This is a genomic window from Pasteurella sp. WM03 (genome assembly GCF_004570945.1).
Classification (GTDB): Bacteria; Pseudomonadota; Gammaproteobacteria; order Enterobacterales; family Pasteurellaceae; genus Rodentibacter.
This window is the reverse complement of the sequence record NZ_SPPO01000002.1, coordinates 27,351-48,830: the sequence shown is the minus strand read 5'-3', so window position 1 is coordinate 48,830 and position 21,480 is coordinate 27,351. Positions and strand designations below refer to the sequence as shown.

General features: G+C 39.0%; 16 protein-coding genes and 1 pseudogene. 5 read left to right on the top strand and 12 right to left on the bottom strand.

Annotation, left to right across the window (positions count from 1 at the left end):
- Positions 1-48 precede the first annotated feature (48 nt).
- Positions 49-876, bottom strand: a complete 828-nt coding sequence (dapD, locus tag E4T92_RS02355; protein ID WP_077540560.1) for a 2,3,4,5-tetrahydropyridine-2,6-dicarboxylate N-succinyltransferase — start codon at positions 874-876, stop codon at positions 49-51.
- A gap of 368 nt (positions 877-1,244) precedes the next feature.
- On the opposite strand from dapD, the gene purR reads away from it, so the two are divergent.
- Entirely contained in the window at positions 1,245-2,261 is a 1,017-nt protein-coding gene (gene purR / locus E4T92_RS02350; protein WP_135093280.1) for an HTH-type transcriptional repressor PurR, read from the top strand.
- A 170-nt stretch (positions 2,262-2,431) separates the two neighbouring features.
- Positions 2,432-5,071, top strand: a complete 2,640-nt coding sequence (gene ppc, locus E4T92_RS02345) for a phosphoenolpyruvate carboxylase (RefSeq protein ID WP_135093279.1) — start codon at positions 2,432-2,434, stop codon at positions 5,069-5,071.
- A 231-nt stretch (positions 5,072-5,302) separates the two neighbouring features.
- Here the strand turns inward: ppc and topA are convergent, their stop codons facing one another.
- The gene (gene topA, locus E4T92_RS02340; RefSeq protein ID WP_135093278.1) at positions 5,303-7,909 is read right to left on the bottom strand and encodes a type I DNA topoisomerase; all 2,607 of its coding nucleotides are present in this window, start codon (positions 7,907-7,909) and stop codon (positions 5,303-5,305) included.
- 97 nt (positions 7,910-8,006) lie between these two features.
- Here topA and E4T92_RS02335 point away from each other — a divergent pair, with 97 nt between their 5' ends.
- Positions 8,007-8,900 carry a LysR family transcriptional regulator gene (locus E4T92_RS02335; RefSeq protein ID WP_135093277.1) on the top strand — a complete coding sequence of 298 codons (894 nt, stop codon included), beginning with the start codon at positions 8,007-8,009 and terminating at the stop codon, positions 8,898-8,900.
- Between the two features lie 132 nt (positions 8,901-9,032).
- Here E4T92_RS02335 and smrB read toward each other — a convergent pair whose 3' ends face one another.
- On the bottom strand, positions 9,033-9,536 hold the full coding sequence (smrB, locus tag E4T92_RS02330) for an endonuclease SmrB (protein WP_135093276.1): 504 nt from the start codon (positions 9,534-9,536) through the stop codon (positions 9,033-9,035).
- A gap of 95 nt (positions 9,537-9,631) precedes the next feature.
- Between smrB and prmB the strand changes: the two genes are divergently transcribed.
- Positions 9,632-10,576 carry a 50S ribosomal protein L3 N(5)-glutamine methyltransferase gene (gene prmB / locus E4T92_RS02325; RefSeq protein ID WP_077540548.1) on the top strand — a complete coding sequence of 315 codons (945 nt, stop codon included), beginning with the start codon at positions 9,632-9,634 and terminating at the stop codon, positions 10,574-10,576.
- Positions 10,577-10,689: 113 nt separating this feature from the next.
- Complete coding sequence (locus tag E4T92_RS02320) at positions 10,690-12,804, top strand: extracellular solute-binding protein (protein ID WP_135093275.1); 2,115 nt, start codon at positions 10,690-10,692, stop codon at positions 12,802-12,804.
- 13 nt (positions 12,805-12,817) lie between these two features.
- Here the strand turns inward: E4T92_RS02320 and E4T92_RS02315 are convergent.
- The 9 genes and pseudogenes from E4T92_RS02315 to sucD form a co-directional block, all read right to left on the bottom strand.
- Positions 12,818-13,936 (bottom strand): annotated as a pseudogene (locus E4T92_RS02315) (MFS transporter).
- A gap of 105 nt (positions 13,937-14,041) precedes the next feature.
- A complete protein-coding gene (locus E4T92_RS02310; RefSeq protein WP_135093274.1) occupies positions 14,042-15,085 on the bottom strand; it encodes a UDP-glucose--hexose-1-phosphate uridylyltransferase in 1,044 nt (347 codons plus the stop codon).
- Positions 15,086-15,157: 72 nt separating this feature from the next.
- On the bottom strand, positions 15,158-16,252 hold the full coding sequence (uhpT, locus tag E4T92_RS02305) for a hexose-6-phosphate:phosphate antiporter (RefSeq protein ID WP_255518852.1): 1,095 nt from the start codon (positions 16,250-16,252) through the stop codon (positions 15,158-15,160).
- A gap of 168 nt (positions 16,253-16,420) precedes the next feature.
- On the bottom strand, positions 16,421-16,579 hold the full coding sequence (locus E4T92_RS11190) for a hypothetical protein (protein ID WP_228063529.1): 159 nt from the start codon (positions 16,577-16,579) through the stop codon (positions 16,421-16,423).
- Positions 16,580-16,601: 22 nt separating this feature from the next.
- A complete protein-coding gene (locus E4T92_RS02300) occupies positions 16,602-17,570 on the bottom strand; it encodes a glycerophosphodiester phosphodiesterase family protein (protein WP_135093273.1) in 969 nt (322 codons plus the stop codon).
- Positions 17,571-17,845: 275 nt separating this feature from the next.
- A complete protein-coding gene (gene cysB, locus E4T92_RS02295) occupies positions 17,846-18,817 on the bottom strand; it encodes an HTH-type transcriptional regulator CysB (protein ID WP_077543126.1) in 972 nt (323 codons plus the stop codon).
- 9 nt (positions 18,818-18,826) lie between these two features.
- Positions 18,827-19,825, bottom strand: a complete 999-nt coding sequence (rluB, locus tag E4T92_RS02290; protein WP_077543127.1) for a 23S rRNA pseudouridine(2605) synthase RluB — start codon at positions 19,823-19,825, stop codon at positions 18,827-18,829.
- A 40-nt stretch (positions 19,826-19,865) separates the two neighbouring features.
- Positions 19,866-20,489, bottom strand: a complete 624-nt coding sequence (locus tag E4T92_RS02285; RefSeq protein ID WP_077543128.1) for an L-threonylcarbamoyladenylate synthase — start codon at positions 20,487-20,489, stop codon at positions 19,866-19,868.
- Between the two features lie 120 nt (positions 20,490-20,609).
- A complete protein-coding gene (gene sucD, locus E4T92_RS02280; RefSeq protein WP_135093272.1) occupies positions 20,610-21,479 on the bottom strand; it encodes a succinate--CoA ligase subunit alpha in 870 nt (289 codons plus the stop codon).
- Position 21,480: the final 1 nt, after the last annotated feature.

The following is a 21,480-nucleotide window of genomic DNA, read 5'->3' as shown; positions in this document are numbered from 1 at the left end:
GCATTTTGTGATAACAAAGTGCGGTTTGTTTTTTGCGAGAATTTTTAATTATTCTTCAATAGAACGTAATAATTCGTTAATACCAACTTTACCTAAGGTTTTTGCATCCACTTTTTTCACGATCACCGCACAGTAAAGGTTGTATTTACCACATTTTGATGGAAGGCTACCTGACACCACCACCGAGCCTGCCGGTACACGACCGTAATGAATTTCACCGGTTTCACGATCATAAATTTTGGTAGATTGACCAATGAATACGCCCATTGAAATCACACAGCCATCTTCAACAATCACCCCTTCAACTACTTCGGAGCGTGCACCGATAAAACAGTTATCACCAATAATGGTCGGATTAGCTTGCAATGGCTCTAATACGCCACCGATGCCCACGCCGCCGGATAAGTGAACATTTTTACCGATTTGCGCACAAGACCCCACCGTTGCCCAAGTATCTACCATTGTACCTTCGCCCACATAAGCACCGATATTGACATAAGATGGCATTAAAACACAGTTTTTAGAAATATATGCCCCTTTGCGTACAGTGGCAGACGGTACCACACGGAATCCTTCTTGTTGGAAACGTGCTTCCGTGTAGTCAGCGAATTTTAATGCGACTTTGTCATAATATTTTGTTTCCGCACCATCAATCATTTCATTATCGTTAATGCGGAATGAAAGCAATACCGCTTTTTTTAACCATTGGTGAGTGACCCACTCACCATCAATTTTTTCTGCCACACGATATTTGCCGCTATCTAACCCTTCGATCACTTCCTCGATCGCTGCACGGGTTTCTGCATCTACGGTTTTTGGCGTGATATCCGCACGTTTTTCAAAGGCAGATTCAATAATTGCTTGTAAATTTGACATTCTACTTCCTATTTAGTTAATGAATAAAACGGCGTTAGTTGTACCATATTTTTAATATTCAAGCAAAAAACACCGAAAAAAATCACCGCACTTTGTCAATCCAAAGTACGGTGATGAGAAAGCTATCCTATTGGATTAATTAAAAGATAGCCAGTGCTAAGCCAACAAGAAAAGACATACTTAACACTACTGCAACAACGGCATAACCTAAATCACTCATATTTTCTCCTTAAATTGATGTTAAATCCTCGCCATTCTAACAAGAAAAAGAAAAAAAACGACCTTTTTTTAAAAAATTTTTGTTATCCACTTAACTATTCTTAAACAATCCCTATAATGGAAAAAATTTTTTTAAGGAAAATCAACCTATGGCAACGATTAAAGATGTGGCAAAGATGGCTGGGGTATCCACAACCACGGTTTCCCATGTAATTAATAAAACCCGATTTGTTGCAAAAGAAACGGAAGAAGCCGTTCAGCATGCGATTAAAACCTTAAAATATTCCCCAAGTGCTGTGGCAAGAAGCTTAAAAGTCAACACGACTAAGTCAGTAGGCATGATCGTCACCACCAGTGAAGCGCCTTACTTTGCTGAAATTATCCATGCAGTAGAAGAACATTGCTATCGTCAAGGTTATTCACTTTTTTTGTGTAACACGCAAAATGATCCTGAAAAAATTAAAAATCACTTAGAAATGTTAGCAAAAAAACGGGTGGATGGCTTACTTGTGATGTGTTCCGAATATACTCAAACCTCCCTCAATTTACTTGCTAATTTCTCTACTGTCCCAATGGTTGTTATGGATTGGGGACCAAATGGCGACACCGATATCATTGATGATAACAGCTTCAGCGGTGGTTATTTAGCGACAAAATATTTGATTGATTGTGGTCATAAAAAAATTGGGATTATCGCCGGTGAACTCAGTAAAACCACAGCCAAAACCCGCTATGAAGGTTTTGAAAAGGCTATGAAAGAAGCCGATCTACGGATCAATAAAAACTGGGTCATGGAAGGCTATTTTGAACCTGAAGACGGTTATGAATGCATGAATAAAATCCTCGCTCAAGCAGACTTACCCACCGCCGTATTCTGCTGTAATGATGTCATGGCATTAGGCGCCATTTCCTCAATTACAGAAAAAGGATTGCATGTCCCCGATGATATTTCAGTGATAGGTTATGACAACATTCATTCATCACGTTTCTATGCACCGCCATTAACCACCATTCACCAATCTAAATCTCGATTAGGTGCACAAGCAGTGAATTTATTATTTGAGCGAATTGCACAAAAAGACAAAGACGATTTATCACACACCCAAAGCCGAATTGATATTCATCCGGAACTGGTGGTCAGAAAATCCGTTAAAACTATTTCATAAAATTCACTAAAAATGACCGCACTTTAAACATATAGAAAGTGCGGTTCTTTTTTTGGAATATTTAATTTTCTTGTTTTTTATCAATCTTTTTTCTTATAGGGTTTGACCGAACACCTATTTTTAGTTATATCTACCGCAGTTTTATTTTTTACCTTATTTTAGGAGTTTTTATGACACAAGAGTATGCAACTCTACGCAATAACATCAATATGTTAGGGCGTTTTCTCGGAGAAACCATTAACGATGCACAAGGTGCCGATATTCTTGAACTTATCGAAAATATCCGCAAACTATCCCGAGATTCCCGTGCAGGAGATAACAATGCACGCCAAGCACTGCTCGACACGCTCGCGAATATTTCAACAGATAATATCATCCCCGTAGCACGAGCATTCAGCCAATTTTTGAACCTAACCAATATTGCGGAACAATATCAAACTATTTCTCGTGAACATTCACAAAAAGCCCCTTCAGAACGCTCTTTACACGCCCTATTCACACGTTTAAAAGCTGAAAATGCCTCAAAAGAGGACGTCTATAAAACTATTGAAAAACTATTAATCGAACTCGTCTTAACGGCACACCCAACAGAAACAACACGCCGTTCACTCATCCATAAACATGTTGAAATCAATAAATGCTTAAGCAAATTAGAACACGGTGATCTCACTCCAAAAGAACGCAGCGTGATTGAACGTCTGCTCCTTCGTTTAATCGCCGAAGCTTGGCATACTAATGAAATTCGTACCGTTCGCCCAACTCCTTTTGACGAAGCGAAATGGGGTTTTGCGATGTTAGAAAACAGCCTTTGGCAAGCCGTACCGGAATTTCTACGTCAATTAAATGAAAATGCACGTGAATTCTTAGGTTATGATTTGCCGGTGGGGTTAAAACCCGTTCGCATTTCTTCTTGGATGGGCGGAGACCGTGATGGCAACCCATTTGTTACCGCTAAAATTACTCAAAAAGTGCTGAATTTTGCCCGTTGGAAAGCAGCGGATTTATTCCTTCAAGATATCAGCAAACTTGCCGATGAACTTTCTATGGTGAAATGTACTGATGAATTTCGAGCAAAATATGGCGATCATTTAGAGCCTTATCGTGCCGTGGTAAAAGAATTACGTACAAAACTCACCACGACCCTCGCCTACTTTGATGATCTCCTTGCGGATCGTCTGCCTCGTGTCACAGAAAATGACATTATTTTAGAGGATAACCAACTTTGGGAACCGCTTTACGATTGTTATCAATCTCTTATGGCATGCGGTATGCGTATTATTGCAAACGGCTCATTGCTTGATATTTTACATCGTATCCGTTGCTTTGGCGTCACCTTGTCACAAATGGATATTCGTCAAGAAAGTACACGTCATACCAATGCCATTGCGGAAATCACAGGTTATATCGGTTTAGGTGATTATTCCCAATGGACAGAAGAAGACAAACAAGCTTTCCTTATTCGAGAATTAAGTTCACGTCGCCCATTAATTCCACAAAATTGGACACCCTCTGCCGAAACACAAGAAATTCTTGATACCTGTCGAGTGGTTGCCTCACAAAAACAAGGGGTCATTGCCTGTTACGTTATTTCTATGGCTCAAAATGCCTCTGATGTACTCGCTGTTCATTTGTTATTGAAAGAAGCAGGCGTTCCTTATCATATTCCTGTTGTCCCCCTCTTTGAAACGCTAGATGACTTAAATGCAGCCGAAGATGTAATGACTCAGCTTTTCAACATTGGTTGGTATCGAGGCGTAATTAACAACCGCCAAATGGTGATGATAGGCTATTCTGATTCCGCCAAAGATGCCGGTATGATGGCTGCCTCATGGGCACAATATCGTGCACAAGAAGCCCTCGTGAATTTAACTGAAAAACTAGGGATTGAACTCACCTTATTCCACGGACGTGGCGGCACAATCGGTCGAGGTGGCGCGCCGGCTCATGCTGCTCTACTTTCTCAACCACCACGCTCATTGAAAAATGGCTTGCGTGTCACAGAACAAGGTGAAATGATCCGCTTTAAACTCGGTTTACCGGCTGTCGCAGTGGAAACCTTCGACCTTTACGCGAGTGCAATTTTAGAAGCCAACCTTTTACCCCCACCAGAGCCCAAAGCAGAATGGCGTGCCATCATGGATGAACTTTCCACGATTTCCTGTAAAATCTACCGTGACGTGGTGCGTGGTGATAAAGACTTTGTGCCTTACTTCCGCAGTGCGACACCGGAACAAGAACTCTCTAAATTACCCCTAGGTTCACGCCCGGCAAAACGTAATCCAAACGGGGGGGTAGAAAGTCTTCGAGCCATTCCTTGGATTTTCGCTTGGATGCAAAATCGACTCATGTTACCGGCATGGCTAGGCGCCGGTGCAGCAGTACGTCAAGTGATTGAAAGTGGAAAAGGTGATGTGATTGAAGAAATGTGTCAAACATGGCCATTTTTCTCTACCCGAATCGGTATGCTAGAAATGGTATTCAGCAAAGCAGACCTTTGGCTTTCACAACAATATGATCAACGTTTGGTGAAAAAAGAGCTTTGGTATTTAGGCGAAAATCTACGCCAACAATTGAAAGCAGATATTCAAACGGTACTTTCCCTCTCTCACCGTAATGAATTAATGTCTGATTTGCCATGGATTGCCGAGTCTATTGCGCTACGCAATATCTACACAGATCCACTTAATCTTCTTCAAGTGGAGCTCCTCCACCGTTTCCGTGAAAATCCGGATCAAACAAATCCTGATGTAGAACAGGCATTGATGATCACCATTACCGGTATCGCTGCCGGAATGCGTAATACGGGTTAGGTAATAAATGAAATAAAGTTGCGGTCAAAGCTGAGACAAATTTCAGTATTATGTAGCAAATGCACAAAAGTAGAAATTTTAATGATATATAGTGGAGACACATTGTATGTGTTCATTATAGAATCAAATCATTTCATCGGACACACGAAGTGTGTCCCTACATGTCGTTGAAATTTATAATACCCGCTAAAAACAAAAAGTGCGGTTAAAATTAACCGCACTTTTTATCTTCTATTTTTTTCGTTCAATCCATTTTCCATCAATAAAATCAACAATCCATTTTGTTGCCTTGCCGTCTTTTTCTGAAGTGACATACTGTTTTTTCTCTTTACGGCTAAAACGGATAATGGCTTCATTCCCTTCCGGATCTTTTGCAGGAGCATCGGCTAAATATGCCAATTTTTCCGGCAAACGATCCCGATATAATGCTAATTCAGCAACTTTTGCCGGGCGTGTTTCACGGGATTTAGGGAAATTATGGGCTGACATAAATACCCCACTTGCACCATCACGTAATACAAAATAAGCATCAGATTTTTCGCATTTCAATTCAGGGAAATGTACAGGTTCTTCTTTTGGAGGAGCAACTTCACCATTTTTCAAAATTTTGCGTGTATTATCACACTTTGTGCAAGCCATATATTTGCCGAAACGACCTAATTTTAGGTGCATATCCGAACCACATTTATCACACTCAACAACAGGCCCATCATAACCTTTAATTTTGAAAGAACCTTCTTCAATCAAATAGCCGTCACAATTTGGATTATTACCACAAATATGGATTTTACGTTCAGTATCAATAACATAGCTATCCATTGCAGTATCACATTTTGGACAACGTTTACGCTCCATCAATGCTTTTGTTTCGGAAGATTCATCTAATACGTTTAATAATTCAGCTTCGGGAATTAAATTAATCGTCGTTTTGCAACGCTCTTTAGGTGGTAAAGCATAGCCTGTACAGCCCAAGAATACCCCAGTGCTTGCCGTACGAATAGCCATATTTCTGCCACAAGTCGGACATTGAATATCCGTTTCAACCAAGCTATTCGGACGCATGCCGCCTTCCAGTTCGTCTAACTCTGCTTTTGATAACTGATTAGAAAAATCTTTAAAAAATTGATTTAATTCCGTTTTCCAATTTACGGAGCCTGAAGCGATTTGGTCAAGCACATTTTCCATATTGGCTGTGAAGTCATAATTCATCAAATCACCAAAAGATTCATTGAGGCGATCCGTGACAATTTCCCCCATTTTCTCGGCATAAAAACGGCGGTTTTCTGTTCTTACATAGCCACGTTCTTGAATTGTAGAAATGATCGCCGCATAAGTAGAAGGACGACCGATTCCCCGTTTTTCTAATTCTTTTACTAATGCTGCTTCAGTAAAACGGGCTGGCGGTTTAGTAAAATGTTGGCTTGGTTGCACTTCTTTTAAATTCAATTTTTCGGCAACCGCCACTTCAGGCAACTCTTGATCTTCAGGATTTTTCCCCATTTGCGGTAAGACTTTCGTCCAACCATCAAAACGCAAAATTCTCCCTTTGGCTTTTAACGTATAATCACCCGCAGTAACAGTAAGCGTGCTACTATCATATTGTGCCGGTGGCATTTGACAGGCTAAAAATTGACGCCAAATTAAATCATAAAGACGCACAGCATCTTTATCCATTCCTTCTAAATGTTCCGGTAACGTGTTGACATCTGATGGACGAATAGCTTCATGGGCTTCTTGCGCATTTTCTTTACTGGAATAAAAATTCGGTTTTGTCGGTAAATATTGTGCACCAAAACGATTTTCAATATAACTCCGAGCCATATTGAGCGCATCTTGACTCAAATTAGTCGAGTCCGTACGCATATAAGTGATATAGCCTGCTTCATAAAGACGTTGTGCAAGCATCATGGTTTTTTTCACACCAAAGCTCAAACGGGTACTGGCTGTTTGTTGTAATGTTGATGTGATAAAAGGTGCTCTCGGGCGTGAACTGGTCGGTTTAGTTTCTAAATCTGTGACAACGTAATCAGAAACTTTCAAAAAATCGACCGCACTTTGAGCCTCTCTCTGATTTTTAGGATCAAATGTTTTTCCTTGATAGTCTGTCACATCCAAACGGATATTTTCTTTGCCTAAAGTTTGGGTGAGAACGCCTACTTCCCAATATTCTTCCGGTTGAAATGCCTTAATTTCACGCTCACGTTCCACTAATAATTTGACTGCAACAGATTGTACACGTCCGGCAGATAAACCTCGTGCAACCTTTTTCCAGAGTAACGGTGATACCATAAAGCCCACCACTCGGTCTAAAAAACGGCGTGTTTGTTGAGCATTCACCCGATCCATATTCAATTGTTCAGGTTTTTCAAAGGCTTGTTTAATCGCATTTTTAGTGATTTCATTAAATACTACACGGCTAAAACGGTCATCATTACCGCCAATGACTTCACGTAAATGCCATGCAATAGCCTCTCCTTCCCTATCCAAATCGGTGGCAAGATAAACATGATCAGTTTTCTTTGCCAGCGATTTTAATTCTGCTACTACTTTTTCTTTTCCCGGAAGGATTTGATAATTGGCTTTCCAATCGTGATAGGGATCAATCCCCATGCGTTTAACTAAAGCGCTACGTTCTTTTTCTGCTTTAATTTTCGCTTTTTCTTCGACACTCATCCCTTTGGTCGAAATTGGCTTAGCTTTTTCGCCGCTACTTGTCCCCACTGTGGGTAAATCACGAATATGTCCAACACTGGATTTCACCACATATTGGCTGCCTAAATATTTATTAATGGTCTTCGCTTTTGCCGGTGACTCGACTATCACCAAAGATTTACTCATTTTATTACCCAATTTTTGCTAGCATTTTGTAAAATTGGCGGTATAGTGCAAACTTACGGTAGCAAAATCAAGTTTTTTTTGAAATAAAGGGATATAAATGGACAAACTCAATGCGATTTCCATTTTTTGTAAGGTCGTTGAAACCCAGAGTTTTACTCAAGCAGCATTACAACAAAATATTTCTGTCGCAATGGCAAGTAAATTGGTTTCTCAACTTGAAGAACATCTCAAAACCCGTTTGTTACAACGTACCACAAGAAAAATTATGCCCACCGAAGCCGGTATGATGTATTACCAACGTTGCCAAGGGATTTTACAGGATTTAGATGAAGCAGACGCCAGTATTAGCAATATGACCACAAGTTTGCAAGGCAATCTTCTTATTTCGGTACCACGTGATTTTGGCTTGTTATTTATTTCCCCTAACCTACCTATGTTTATTGCGGCACATCCTAATTTACATATTGAAGTAGAATTTAATGATAAAAAGATCGATCTCCTTGCTGAAGGCTACGACCTTGCTTTACGCATTGGCTATATGCAAGATAGTTCTTTAGTGGCGCGTAAAATTAGCACCTCTACTATTCACTTTGCCGCCTCTCCCCGTTATCTTGATCAATACGGTGTTCCAAAAACACCTAATGATTTAGAACAGCATGAAGGGCTACTTTATAAAAGTACATTAAATCAGGTGAACTGGCAAAGCGTACGGCCAAATCAAACACAACGCTTTAAAATCAAATCAAAAGTTGTGAGCAATAATGGATTAGCACTATTGGATATGGCAAAAGCAGGACTTGGGATTGTGAATTTACCCCGCTTTATTCTCGGTGATGCCTTTGAAAGTGGCGAATTAGTGGAAATTTTACCGGAATACAAACAGCAAGAATTGGAAATTCACGTGGTGTACCCAAACCGCCGACACTTACCGGCAAAAGTACGGGCATTTATTGAGTTTTTGGCGAGTTTAGGGCTGTGTTCAGAAACCTAGGATAAATGGCGTGTTAAGCGGACACACGCAGTGTGTCCCTACTGCTCATTTGCTTTTAGCGAATAATACCAAAAAACACAATCAAAATTGACCGCACTTTTTCATCGTCCTGAAACATTTTTTCGTGGTGAATTACACCTCAATTAAAATCAAAATTGCCGCCTCACCGCCCCATTCTCTCGGAGCTTGATGCAACGCACGTACTTTGGGATGTTGAACAAGCCAACGGGGAATTTGTTTTTTCAACGTGAAACTCCCGTAACCGGTCATAATGCTCGCACAATCTACACGTTCATTTTCGCAGGCAAGCAATAAAGCCGCTAATTCCATTTTTGCCTGTTCACGGGTTAAACCGTGTAAATCTAAAAATAATTCGGGAGAAAAGTCCCCTCGGCGTAATCGTTTCAGTAAATGAGAATCCTCACCTTCACGAAGGTACTTTACCATACCATCATTTTCATTAAGAAGAGGTTCATATTCATCGGAAAAATAAAATAAGGTATCCTCTTTTTCACGAATATCACGCAAATGGGATTTTTTTTGACTGCTCTTTTGACGCAGAGCGATAAAAGTATCTTGTTTAATGGGCTTAATACCTTTCGTTTCAGCACGAAATAACTCAAATTCGTCTTTCATTTTTTCTCACTCATTTCAAATTTTGCGTATCATATCATAGTTATAAACCGCCTTATGTGGTATAACTACGCAAATTTTTTTATAAGGAAAATATGATGGAAACCACATATAACCAAGAATTAGTGGCAACAATTTTAGAAGATAATGTTGCTCATGAACTTTATACCATTCAAGATTTTCTCCGTTGGACATATAGCGTATTTAACCGTTCTGATATTTACTATGGGCAGGGATATGATAATGCTTGGGATGAAAGCCTTCAGCTCGTGCTTGCCGGTTTACAATTACCTATTGATCTACCGACCGAATTATTCCACAGCCGTTTAACCCCCTCAGAAAAAGAAAGCCTCGTCCAACTGGTTTTGACCCGTATCGAACAACGTGTACCGGTTGCCTACCTAACAAACAGTGCATGGTTTTGTGGCCATGAGTTTTATGTGGATGAACGCACCATTATTCCTCGTTCGCCAATTAGCGCACTCATTCAGGATCACTTTGACGGATTAGTGAAACAATCGCCACAACACATTCTTGATCTTTGTACCGGCAGTGCTTGTATTGCAATTGCCTGTGCCTATGCTTTCCCTGAAGCGGAAGTAGATGCCGTAGATTTATCCGCTGATGCCTTAAATGTTGCAGAAATCAATATTGCCCGTCACCAATTGGAACACCGTGTCTTCCCCATTCAGTCAAATCTATTTGAGAATATTCTTGGTCAAAAATACGATCTTATTGTGACAAATCCACCTTATGTAGATGAAGACGATCTTGCTGATATGCCGGAAGAATTTCACTTTGAACCTGAACTCGCTTTGGGATCAGGTAAAGACGGTTTAGACATCACCAAACAAATTCTAAAACAAGCACCTGATTATTTAACGGAAAACGGCCTATTGATTTGTGAGGTGGGAAATAGCATGGTAAGCCTAATTGAACAATATCCTGATGTGCCATTTAAATGGGTTGATCTTAAAAATGGTGGGCTGGGTGTTTTTGCGATTAATCGAGAAGATTTAGTGAGATATCACAATATTTTTTGATATTTGATAAAAGTGCGGTCGTTTTTTGAAATTAAAAAACGTACGGCATAGGAGCGTCCCTAATAAGATTTATTGAGAATAAATATCTCACTTATATTTTCTAGGATAATTTTATGATCGTGACAATAAAAGATCTTGCAAAAGAGGCGGGAGTCTCTTTGGGAACAGTTTCTAATGTTCTCAATGGGAAAAATGGGGTAAGTTTAGATAAAATAGAAAAAGTTCAACGAGCGATTGATAAATTAGGTTATCAGCGAAATATACAGGCGGTAAATTTAAAGCGTGGTATCAGTAATAAAATTGCGATTATTTTACCTAATATTATCGAGATGAAATATAGTTATTTATATGAAAACTTAAATTTAAACTTTCAAGAAGATAATTTTATTTTAGAGCTTTATCTTTCTTACAATAAAAAAGAAAAAGAAAGAGAAATAATTAAAAGAATCAAAGAGGAAAATTATCTTTTCGTTATTTCAGATTCTTGTGTAGATAATGCGAAAGAATATGGAAATCTATTAGAAAAGTGTTTATTTATTTATCGGAATATTGATGGTGGTAAGAATATTATTCAGTTCGACTATACTTCAGTAATTGATCATTACATTCAACACTGGGTGAGAGAAGATATAAAACAGGGAATTATTATTAAAGATGAATTTTCTGATTTTTCACAAGAAGATTATGCCTATTTGATGACAAAAGCAATACAGGAAAATATTAAACTAGAGTTTATCGAACAACATAAAAACAGTCATTTACTTGCTTTTGAACTCGCTCAATCAGAAAACCACTCAATGCTATTTACCACTTCGTTTGAAACGGCAAAGTTAATTCATAATGCGTACTATTTTTCAAATAAACCTTTCCCTAAAATTTATACGTTTTATCGAAATAATTTTAATAATGATACTCGCTTTAGGTTATATGGGCTAGACTACGGCTATATAAGTAAAAAAATATTAGCCTATATTAGAAAGGAAAATACAGCCATTGAACCTTTTCATTTTAGTTTTTTAGATTTTCTTCCACAAAATAGAGATCAAAATAAAAATAATACAATCAAAATTCTAGCCGTTAACACTCCCTCTATTGACGCATTAAAGAAACTTATTCCACACTTTACCAAATTAACAAATATTCAAGTACATATTGATACCTGTACGTTTGCAGATATTCCTAATGAGTTAGGAAAAAATACTCGGACAAATCAGTATGATATGGTAAGAATTGATATGGAGAGCTTGCCTTATTTTGCACAATCTTATTTATTGCCATTAGATTTTTTAACAATTGAGACATTAGAAGCTCATTTCTCAGCCAGTATTATTCAAAAATTTTGTCAATTTCAACAAACAATCTATGCTGTTCCTTTTGATCCAAGTATTCAAATGCTTTTTTATCGCAAAGATATATTTGAAGATGCGAAAATTAAACGCTTGTTTTATGAAAAATATAATAAAGAATTAACATTACCAACAAATTTTGAACAATTTAATCTTTTATTACACTTTTTTCAATCGGGAGTTGTCGACTATCCTGAAATTAAAAAAGGTTCAGCATTAATTATTGATGATGAAGGCACACTCGCTAGCGAATTTTTTGTTAGATACTATGCTAATTTCCCTTCTATTTTTAAGAATGGAAACATTTTATTTAACCGGAAAGCCGTAGAAGAGAGCTTAAGCCAACTAAAAACCTTATATGAAAATGCTATTCGACTCGAAAAAAGCTGGTGGAAAGATGAGTCTGAACTCTTTCAACAAGGAGAAATTCCATTACTTCTTGTTTATATGAATCACTTTTCGCCTATTTCCAATCATAACTCGCTCTACCCTGTTGGATTTACTTCTGTTCCGAATCAGCGTCCATTATTGGGAGGAGGATCTTTGGCTATTTTAAAACAAACGCCAAATCAGACCGCTTGCGAATGGTTTATTAGTTGGTTTTTACAACATATTATTCAAGAACAATATAGCCAGCTAGGTGGTGTATCGGCAAGAAATGATTTAATGGATAATCAAAGTATTACGCAATCTCTACCTTGGTTAGCTTTAGCAAAACAGACGAAATTCTACGGCATTAGAGAAAATGTATTGGGTGATCAGGCTATTCACTTACGCCAGATCGAAGCCATTATTGGTAAAGCAGTAAAAGATTATTTATTAAAGGATCGATCAGAAGTCGCTACCGCTGAATTTATACAGCAACAAATAGATCTTCTTTAACCATCTAATGGATTTAACATCTTTCTTTGAAAAATAGCAAAAAGATGACCGCACTTACGGAGGCTATCAGGGTTGGATACCACCAAAACGTTGCCCATTGTGTTGCAATTTCCGGCAATTTATCGTGAGTGAGCGTGTGGTTGTAAATCAATCCAATCAGAGAAGACGAGATGAGTATTCCCAGACCATTTGAAAAAATATGGCGTAAACTTTGGGCTTGTGTGCGTATATGATTTTGTGCTTTGCTGTTCACATACATATCGCCAACGGTGAAAAAAAACGTCCAGCAAATGCCTTGCAGAACTAAACTGGTCAGAATATAGAGTAAAGGTTCTGTGGATATTGCGGACATCGCAAGCAGTAAAGAGCGCACTGCCCAAGCGATGATACCAATGAACATAATCGGTTTAAATCCCCACCGCTTAATCATTAAACTAAGAAAAAGCATCATCAGTACTTCCGATACCACACCAATTTGCATCATATTTGCTGCATTTAGATGGAAATCTTTAAGATAAACAGGCATATAGGCGCTGTAAGCTGTTTTGCTGATCATCACTAAAAGGGTTATCATCATAAAAAGACTGAAATAACGATCTTTAAATAGCTGAAAGGCATCTAAACAAAATAAGGTTCGCCAGTTGAGAGACGTTGTGATTGGCGGTGTATTGGGCAGACTAAAACAATAAATCCCATAAATAATCGACGCAAATGTGGCAACTTTAAAGACGACAACGTGATTAAAAATTTCGTAATAACCCATTGCTAAACCTGAGAGAATAAAACCGATATTCCCCACAACCCGAATAAACGGAAAAAGGCGGCAGTCTTCCAAATGTCGAAAAGCAATGCTGTTGGAAAGGGCAAGAGTCGGATAATAGAGTAAACCTACAGTGAAAATCAGCACGAAAAAAACAGTATGATATTAATGAGAAATCGCAAGTGCGACCTGATAAAGCACTAGACTATTCAGTAAATGTAACGTACCAAGTACTTTTTCTGCGGCAAAAAAGCGATCTGCAATCATTCCGATAAACAATGGGGAAATAATAGTAGCTAAGCCAAGTAGTGTGTAGGTTGTGCCAATAGTATTTCTCATATCGTAATCCGATAATACTGCACCAATCATCATACTCCAAGAACCCTGTACAAAATATTGCAGTAACATCATTGTCATCAATCTGATCGTAAGCATTTTTTGCATAGTACTTTATTACCCCACAGGTAGAACAAGAAATTATGCTGATTTATAATGGATATCGCTGACATTCATTAAACGTTCTGCCGCTTGTTCCGGTGTTAAATCCCGTTGTGTTTCTGCCAACATTTCATAGCCGACCATAAATTTACGCACTGTTGCAGAGCGTAATAATGGCGGATAAAAAGTGGCGTGTAATTGCCAATGATCGAGATTTTCACCATTTTGAAAAAATGGCGCATAATGCCACCCCATTGAGTAAGGAAAAGGGCATTCAAACAGATTATCGTAGCGAGTCGTAAGCTGTTTTAGAGCAAAAGCGAGATCCGTTTTTTCATTTTCAGTCAATTCTTGCATTCGGCGAATATGGCGTTTTGGCAATAACATCGTTTCATAAGGCCAAGCCGCCCAATAAGGTACAACGGCTAACCAATATTCTGTTTCCACCACGTTTCTTCTTCCCTCTTTACATTCGGCATTCACATAATCCAACAGTAAATTTGAGCCGTATTTTTGCATATAGTGATGTAAGTTTTTATCTTTACAGGCAATCTCGTTCGGTAAAAATGAATTTGCCCAAATTTGACCGTGTGGGTGAGGTTGCGAACAGCCCATCATTTCCCCTTTATTTTCAAATACTTGAACCCATAAATAGTGTTTGCCTAATGCTTCAATTTGAGTATTCCAAGTATCAATAATCCCTCGAATTTGTGTGATGGTAAGTTCTGGCAAGGTTTTATTATGATCGGGAGAATAGCAAATAACCTTCGCTAAACCTTGTACGCCCATTATTTGAAACAGAGGGTTATCAGATTGAGAGGTATTAGGGGTATCCGGCATCAATGCAACAAAATCATTGTCGAAAACAAAAGTGCCTTGATAGTCCGGATTTTTTTCACCCGAAATACGATTATTATTGGGACAAAGTAAACAATTAGGATCGTAAGCAGGTAAATCATTATTAGGTAACTTATCGACTTGTCCACTCCAAGGACGTTTAGCGCGATGCGGCGAAACTAAAATCCATTCATTTTTTAAAGGGTTGTAACGTCTATGAGGGTGATCGGTGAGATTGAATTTCATTGTGTATCCTTTTTACAAAAAGTGCGGTAGAAATCACCGCTTGCTTTATACAAGCGGTGAGATATTGAGCAATTATTCTTCAAGTTTAGCTACTTTTAACCCGAGTTCTTTCGCTTTTTGAATAGTTCGGATTTTACGTTCCTCAATGATTGCCACCAGGAAAAGCAATATGACAGCAATAATACAAGCAACATTAAAGACGATGAAGACATCTGCCCAACCGTGTAAATGATGACCGAAAACGGTTAAACCATCACGTTTTGGATCGGCAATTAAAGCAAGCCCGACTTTTGCTGTGGAATCGCCAAATAAGTACCCGAATGTTCCCGCTATACCATTTGCAACACTTACGCCTCTTTTTGGTGCAAGATTGATAATCGAAATAGGAATAAGAGTAAGTGTACCGAAAATCATTGCCCCTAAGCTAAATAAAGCAATGTTTACGGCCATAACACTCGTCCCATCACGGTAAAAATCAATCACAAAAAATACAATGGCTAAACAGACTGTACCCACAGCAGCGGTTCGTCCTTTAAAGAAATCGGCAATTGTGCCCCAGAAAAGGCTACCGATAAATGCCCCTGCCTCAAACCACAAAATTGTATTTACGGCATCATAGTTATTGAAATGTAATGTCTCACGCACATAGAGCGGTGCCCAGTTATCGATCCCAATGCGTAAAATATAGCCAAATACGTTGGCACAGCAAAGTACCCAAACCCAAGGGTTAGAAAGCAGATATTTTTTGAAGATTTCCCATTTTGTCATTGTTTCTGCCGCAGTATTTTCCTCTTCAATAGGCTCTTCAAAAATTTCCTCACTGCGATTCCAGCCTAATTCTTCCGGATCATCTTTCCCCCAATAGAGCCCGATAATACCGATAATTAAGGCAATTACAGCAGGAAAAATAAACATACCGGCAATATTTCCGCCAAAGAATGTATTTGCCCCCCATAAGGCTATAGCACCTGCAATTGCGCCCCCTACATTGTGTGAGCTGTTCCATAGCCCCATTGCAGTTGCACGTTTGGTTCTCGGTACCCAGCGGTAAATCGTACTATAAGAAGCCGGGCCACCAGCTGATTGGAATACGCCGTTTAATCCCCAAAGCACGATAAACACACCAACGACCGAGCCAAAGAAACTTAATACTAATCCCATAGCCATCACAACAATAGACTAGGCAATGAGTAATGCTGAAATGATCTTTTTGGTATTCCTACCATCAATAAAATACCCCAGCACAGTTTTACCGATACCGTACACAATAGAAAATGCCAAACCAATGTAGCCTAATTCTAGAGTAGAAATGCCGTATTCTTCTTTTAAAAACGGCTATGCCGCTTTAAAGTTATTACGGATCAAATACATACACATATAAGCTAAAAACACTACCATAAAGGCTTTTAAGAACTGTTTAAACCATTGGCGACGTTGCTCTGCCGTAGTTAAACCAATGGGTGGAATTTTTTTAATATCAAAGAAACTCAACATACGATGCTCCTATATAAGTCAATTATTGGTTAATGAATATTTCGCAACCTTTAACATGTTTAATATTCAAACAAGCATTACGTAAATCAATAAATCGGGTTAATTCAATAGATAAATCGGATTGGAAAACATTTGCTCCTGAATTGAGATAGCTTTTCCAAAGCGAATAGTCAAAACGCTCCGCAGCTCCGTCTGCATCATTTAGAGTGTTTATCCATAGGCGAACTTTATGCTTATCGGCAAGTGCGACAAGTTCGGGAGTAATGTCAGACATAAAGGTGTGCATAATCTTGAAATTTTCCCCCCACATTTGTTGGAATTTATGAAAATCGGCAACAGGGTTTCCACCTTTGGTGATCGCAAGGTTAATCGGCAGAGGTAAAATGCCTGTTTTATCCGTAACAGCTTTGACTTTTTCAGCATTGTTGTTATAGGCTAACAAGTTGTCTGTACCAAATTCTTTGACTAACGTTGATAGCTTTTCAACATCAATTTCTTTTAAATCCAAATCAAGAAACACCTGATCTTTTGCTACTTCAAGTGCTTCTTTTAACGTGGGGACGCGATGAATTTGCCCATCAAAACCATCGGTTAATTTCAATTGTTTAATTTGTTCTAATGTCAATTTAGAGACGAGCACTTTGCCCGCAAATTTGCCCTCTTTTTCAGCCAAATGAGGAAAAACCTCCTGTACATTCGTTGTTCTATCCAACGTTTCGTCGTGAACAAGAACATAATGTCCATCAGCAGTTAAGCGTGGATCAACTTCAATAATACCTACACCACGGTTAATCGAAAGGTTGATCGCGGCAATGGAATTTTCCGGAAAAATTCGGCTCTCAACACCTGCTTGGGCACGATGCGCCACCGTCATCGGTGAGAAGGGATAAGTTTCAAAATTCTCAAGAATTTTCTTTGTTGCATTATCTGCAAAACTTGTAGACGAAAGAGCTAATAATAAACTTATCGCTAAGGTTCTAGCTAATTTCATAGTGATTCTCCTATAAAAAATTTTACACATTTGAAACGTTTCAAATTTAATAATAAATCAATAATGAAACGTTTCAAAATATAAATTTTCAATAATGAGAGAAAGATCACAAAATTTTACAAAATGATAAAAAGTATAGAGATAAATATGTTAGAACGATGGGGGGAGTAAATATTTATGATTTAATAATATAATTTTTAATTTTCCAATAAAAAAGAGCGGTCAACATTCCCTATGAATTTCAACCGCTCTTTCTTTCCTTTCTACAAATACGATTACTTGACTTCTAATTCCACGTTATCAAACAATTTTTTTACCGCATTGTTATCACGCAAGCGTTCGGCTTTTTCTACCATTGGACGGGTGAGGTGCGGTGAGAAATATTCGATAAAATCATACATATAGTTACGTAAAAACGTGCTTTGCTTGAAGGCGATTTGTGTCATACTGGAACGGAATAAATGACCGGCATCAATCGCAACAAGATCACTATCAAGCTCGGTGTGTGCCATGCCTGCCATAATTCCTACGCCTAGTCCTAAACGCACATAAGTTTTTATTACATCTGCATCAGTAGCGGTAAAAACAATATTCGGTAAAATTCCGGCGGCGTTAAAGGCGTAATCTAAATCGGATACGCCGGTAAAACCGAAAGTATAGGTGACAAGGGGGTATTTCCCGAGTTCTTCAATCGTGAGATTTTTCACTTTTGCCAAGGGATGCTCTAATTTCACTATGACAGAACGATTCCACAAGTAGCAAGGTAATTGAATAAGATCATCAAACAAATAGGGGGCTTCCGTGGTAATTGCTAAATCCACTTCACCGGACATGAGCGCATCATGAATTTGTGTGGGTGAACCTTGATGAATATGCAAACTGACATCAGGATATTGTTTAGAAAAGCGTTCAATCACTGAAGGTAACGTATAACGTGCTTGCGTATTTGTCGTCGCAATACGTAATACCCCATGATCAGGACGCGTATATTCATAGGCAACCGATTTGATACTTTCCGCTTTTACCAACAATTCACGTGCAATAGAAATAATTTTTTTCCCTGCCGGTGTAATGGATTTTATATGTTTGCCATTACGTTCAAAAATTTCCAAGCCTAATTCATTTTCTAACAAACGGACTTGTTTGCTGATACCCGGTTGTGACGTATAAAGCGTATTTGCCGCTTCCGTCACATTCAAATTTTGATTCACTATTTCCACAATATAGCGAAGTTGTTGCATTTTCATCTTAAATACCTATTTTTTATAGCGTTTTCCTAATTCTGAATAACGTTTTACCGCTTTCCGAATTTGCCCTGATTTTGGTCGACGACGAGGCCTTGTGACATCAAGTTTGGTTTCTGTTTCCGGTGGTAGTCCGACCAATTCACGCAGATAGTTAACGTTTTCAAGATCCATTTCTTCCCATCCGCCTCGTGGTAAACCTTTCATTAATTTGATATTTCCATAACGGATACGAATCAAACGGCTGACTTGAATTCCTTGGGATTCCCACAAACGGCGTACTTCTCGATTACGCCCTTCCGTTAAAGTGACGTCATACCACTGGTTCATTCCGACACCACCAATAAATTTAATTTCTTTGAAATTTGCCGGCCCGTCCTCAAGCTGAACGCCTTTGCGTAACCGAGCTAACATAGCATCATCCACTTGCCCGAATACCCTTACGGAATACTCACGCTCCACTTCTCGGCTTGGGTGCATTAGACGGTTCGCCAATTCGCCGTCTGTGGTAAATAATAATAAACCGGAAGTATTAATATCCAAGCGTCCCACAGCAATCCAACGAGCACCATTCAAACGTGGTAAACGATCAAATACGGTTGCTCGCCCTTCCGGATCACTACGGGTGCAAAGTTCACCTTCCGGCTTGTAATACATCAAGACACGACACATTTCTTTTTGTGCCTGTTGAAGATTAATAATACGACCGTCAATACGCACTTTAACCCCCGAATGAATGTCAATGCGATCACCCAGTGTCGCGATTTTCCCATCTACACTCACCCGATTTTCAGCAATCATCACCTCAATTTCGCGGCGTGATCCCTGCCCAGCACGCGCGAGAACTTTCTGTAATTTTTCGCCCTCAATTTTCGTGTTAGATAATGATGTTTGGCGTTTCGTTAGGGATTTATGCTCAGAATGTACGGTACTTTGCTTCTTTTTATGATCAAAGTGCGGTCGGTTTTCACTCTGTTTTCTGATATTTTTGTTGGATTGATTGATTTTCATCTTATTTCCTTTGTCGCTTTCACAAGCGTCTTTGTATAAATTAAATAAATGGCTCAGTAGAACCACTTCCTTCACGTAAGATAACGGGTGTATCTTCCGTTAAATCCACCACGGTTGTGGGCGCTTGTCCTAAATATCCGCCATGAATGATTAAATCCACTTGGTGTTCTAAACGCTCCCGAATCTCTTCAGGATCCGATTGCGTGATATGTTCTTCCCCCGGCAGCATCAACGAACAGGAAAGAATCGGCTCACCCAATGCACTGAGTAAATCTAAAGCGATTTGATTATCCGGTACCCGTAAGCCAATGGTTTTACGTTTTGATGTCATTAAACGACGTGGTAATTCTTTTGTGGCCGTTAAAATAAAGGTATAACGCCCCGGTGTATTATTTTTGATTAGACGATAGGCAACATTGCTTACCATGGCATAATGAGACAATTCGGATAAATCACGACACACCAAGGTGAAATTATGCCCATCCGGTAATTTTCGAATCGCAATAATACGATCCATCGCATGTTTATCCCCGAGCATACAACCTAGTGCATAACCGGAATCCGTGGGGTAAACAATGACTCCTCCTTTACGCAAAATTTCTACTGCTTGGTTTATTAAACGTACTTGTGGGTTTTCAGGATGAATATAAAAAAACTGGCTCATAATTTTTTCCTTAGAATATTGCTAGGATTATACACCTTTTATCATCACGTTATAAAAATTTGTTATAAAAAACCGCACTTTGAATACATGATCAAAGTGCGGTCATTTTTCAATGCATTTTTATTTTAGCAATGTTCTCAGTGCCGAACCAATCTCCGCTAAACTTCTTACTGTTTTCACTCCTGCGGATTCAAGGGCTGCAATTTTATCTTCAGCGGTGCCTTTACCGCCACTGATAATCGCCCCAGCGTGTCCCATACGTTTACCTTTTGGCGCGGTAACACCTGCAATATAACCAACCATCGGTTTAGTGATATGGGCTTTAATATAAGCCGCTGCTTCTTCCTCCGCAGATCCCCCTATTTCACCAATCATTACAATGGCTTCAGTTTCGGGATCATCTTGGAAACGTTTTAAAATATCAATGAAACTTGAACCCGGAATCGGGTCGCCACCGATTCCCACACAAGTGGATTGTCCAAAGCCTTCATCAGTAGTTTGTTTTACCGCTTCATAAGTCAACGTACCGGAACGGGAAACAATGCCGATTTTCCCTTTTTTATGAATGTTTCCCGGCATAATACCAATTTTACATTCATCCGGCGTAATTACTCCGGGGCAGTTTGGACCGATCATTACTACACCGGTTTCATTTAATTTTTGCTTTACCATTAACATATCAAGTGTGGGAATGCCTTCAGTAATACACACGATAAGTTGAATGCCTGCATCAATAGCTTCTAAAATCGCATCTTTACAAAATGGGGCAGGAACATAAATCATCGTTGCAGTCGCACCGGTAGCACTAACAGCCTCGTGCACGGTATTAAATACCGGTAAGCCTAAATGTGTACTTCCCCCTTTATTTGGTGAAACGCCCCCCACCATTTTTGTACCATAAGCAATAGCTTGTTCGGAATGAAATGTACCCTGTGCTCCGGTAAAGCCTTGGCAAATGACTTTAGTCTCTTTATTAATTAATATCGACATA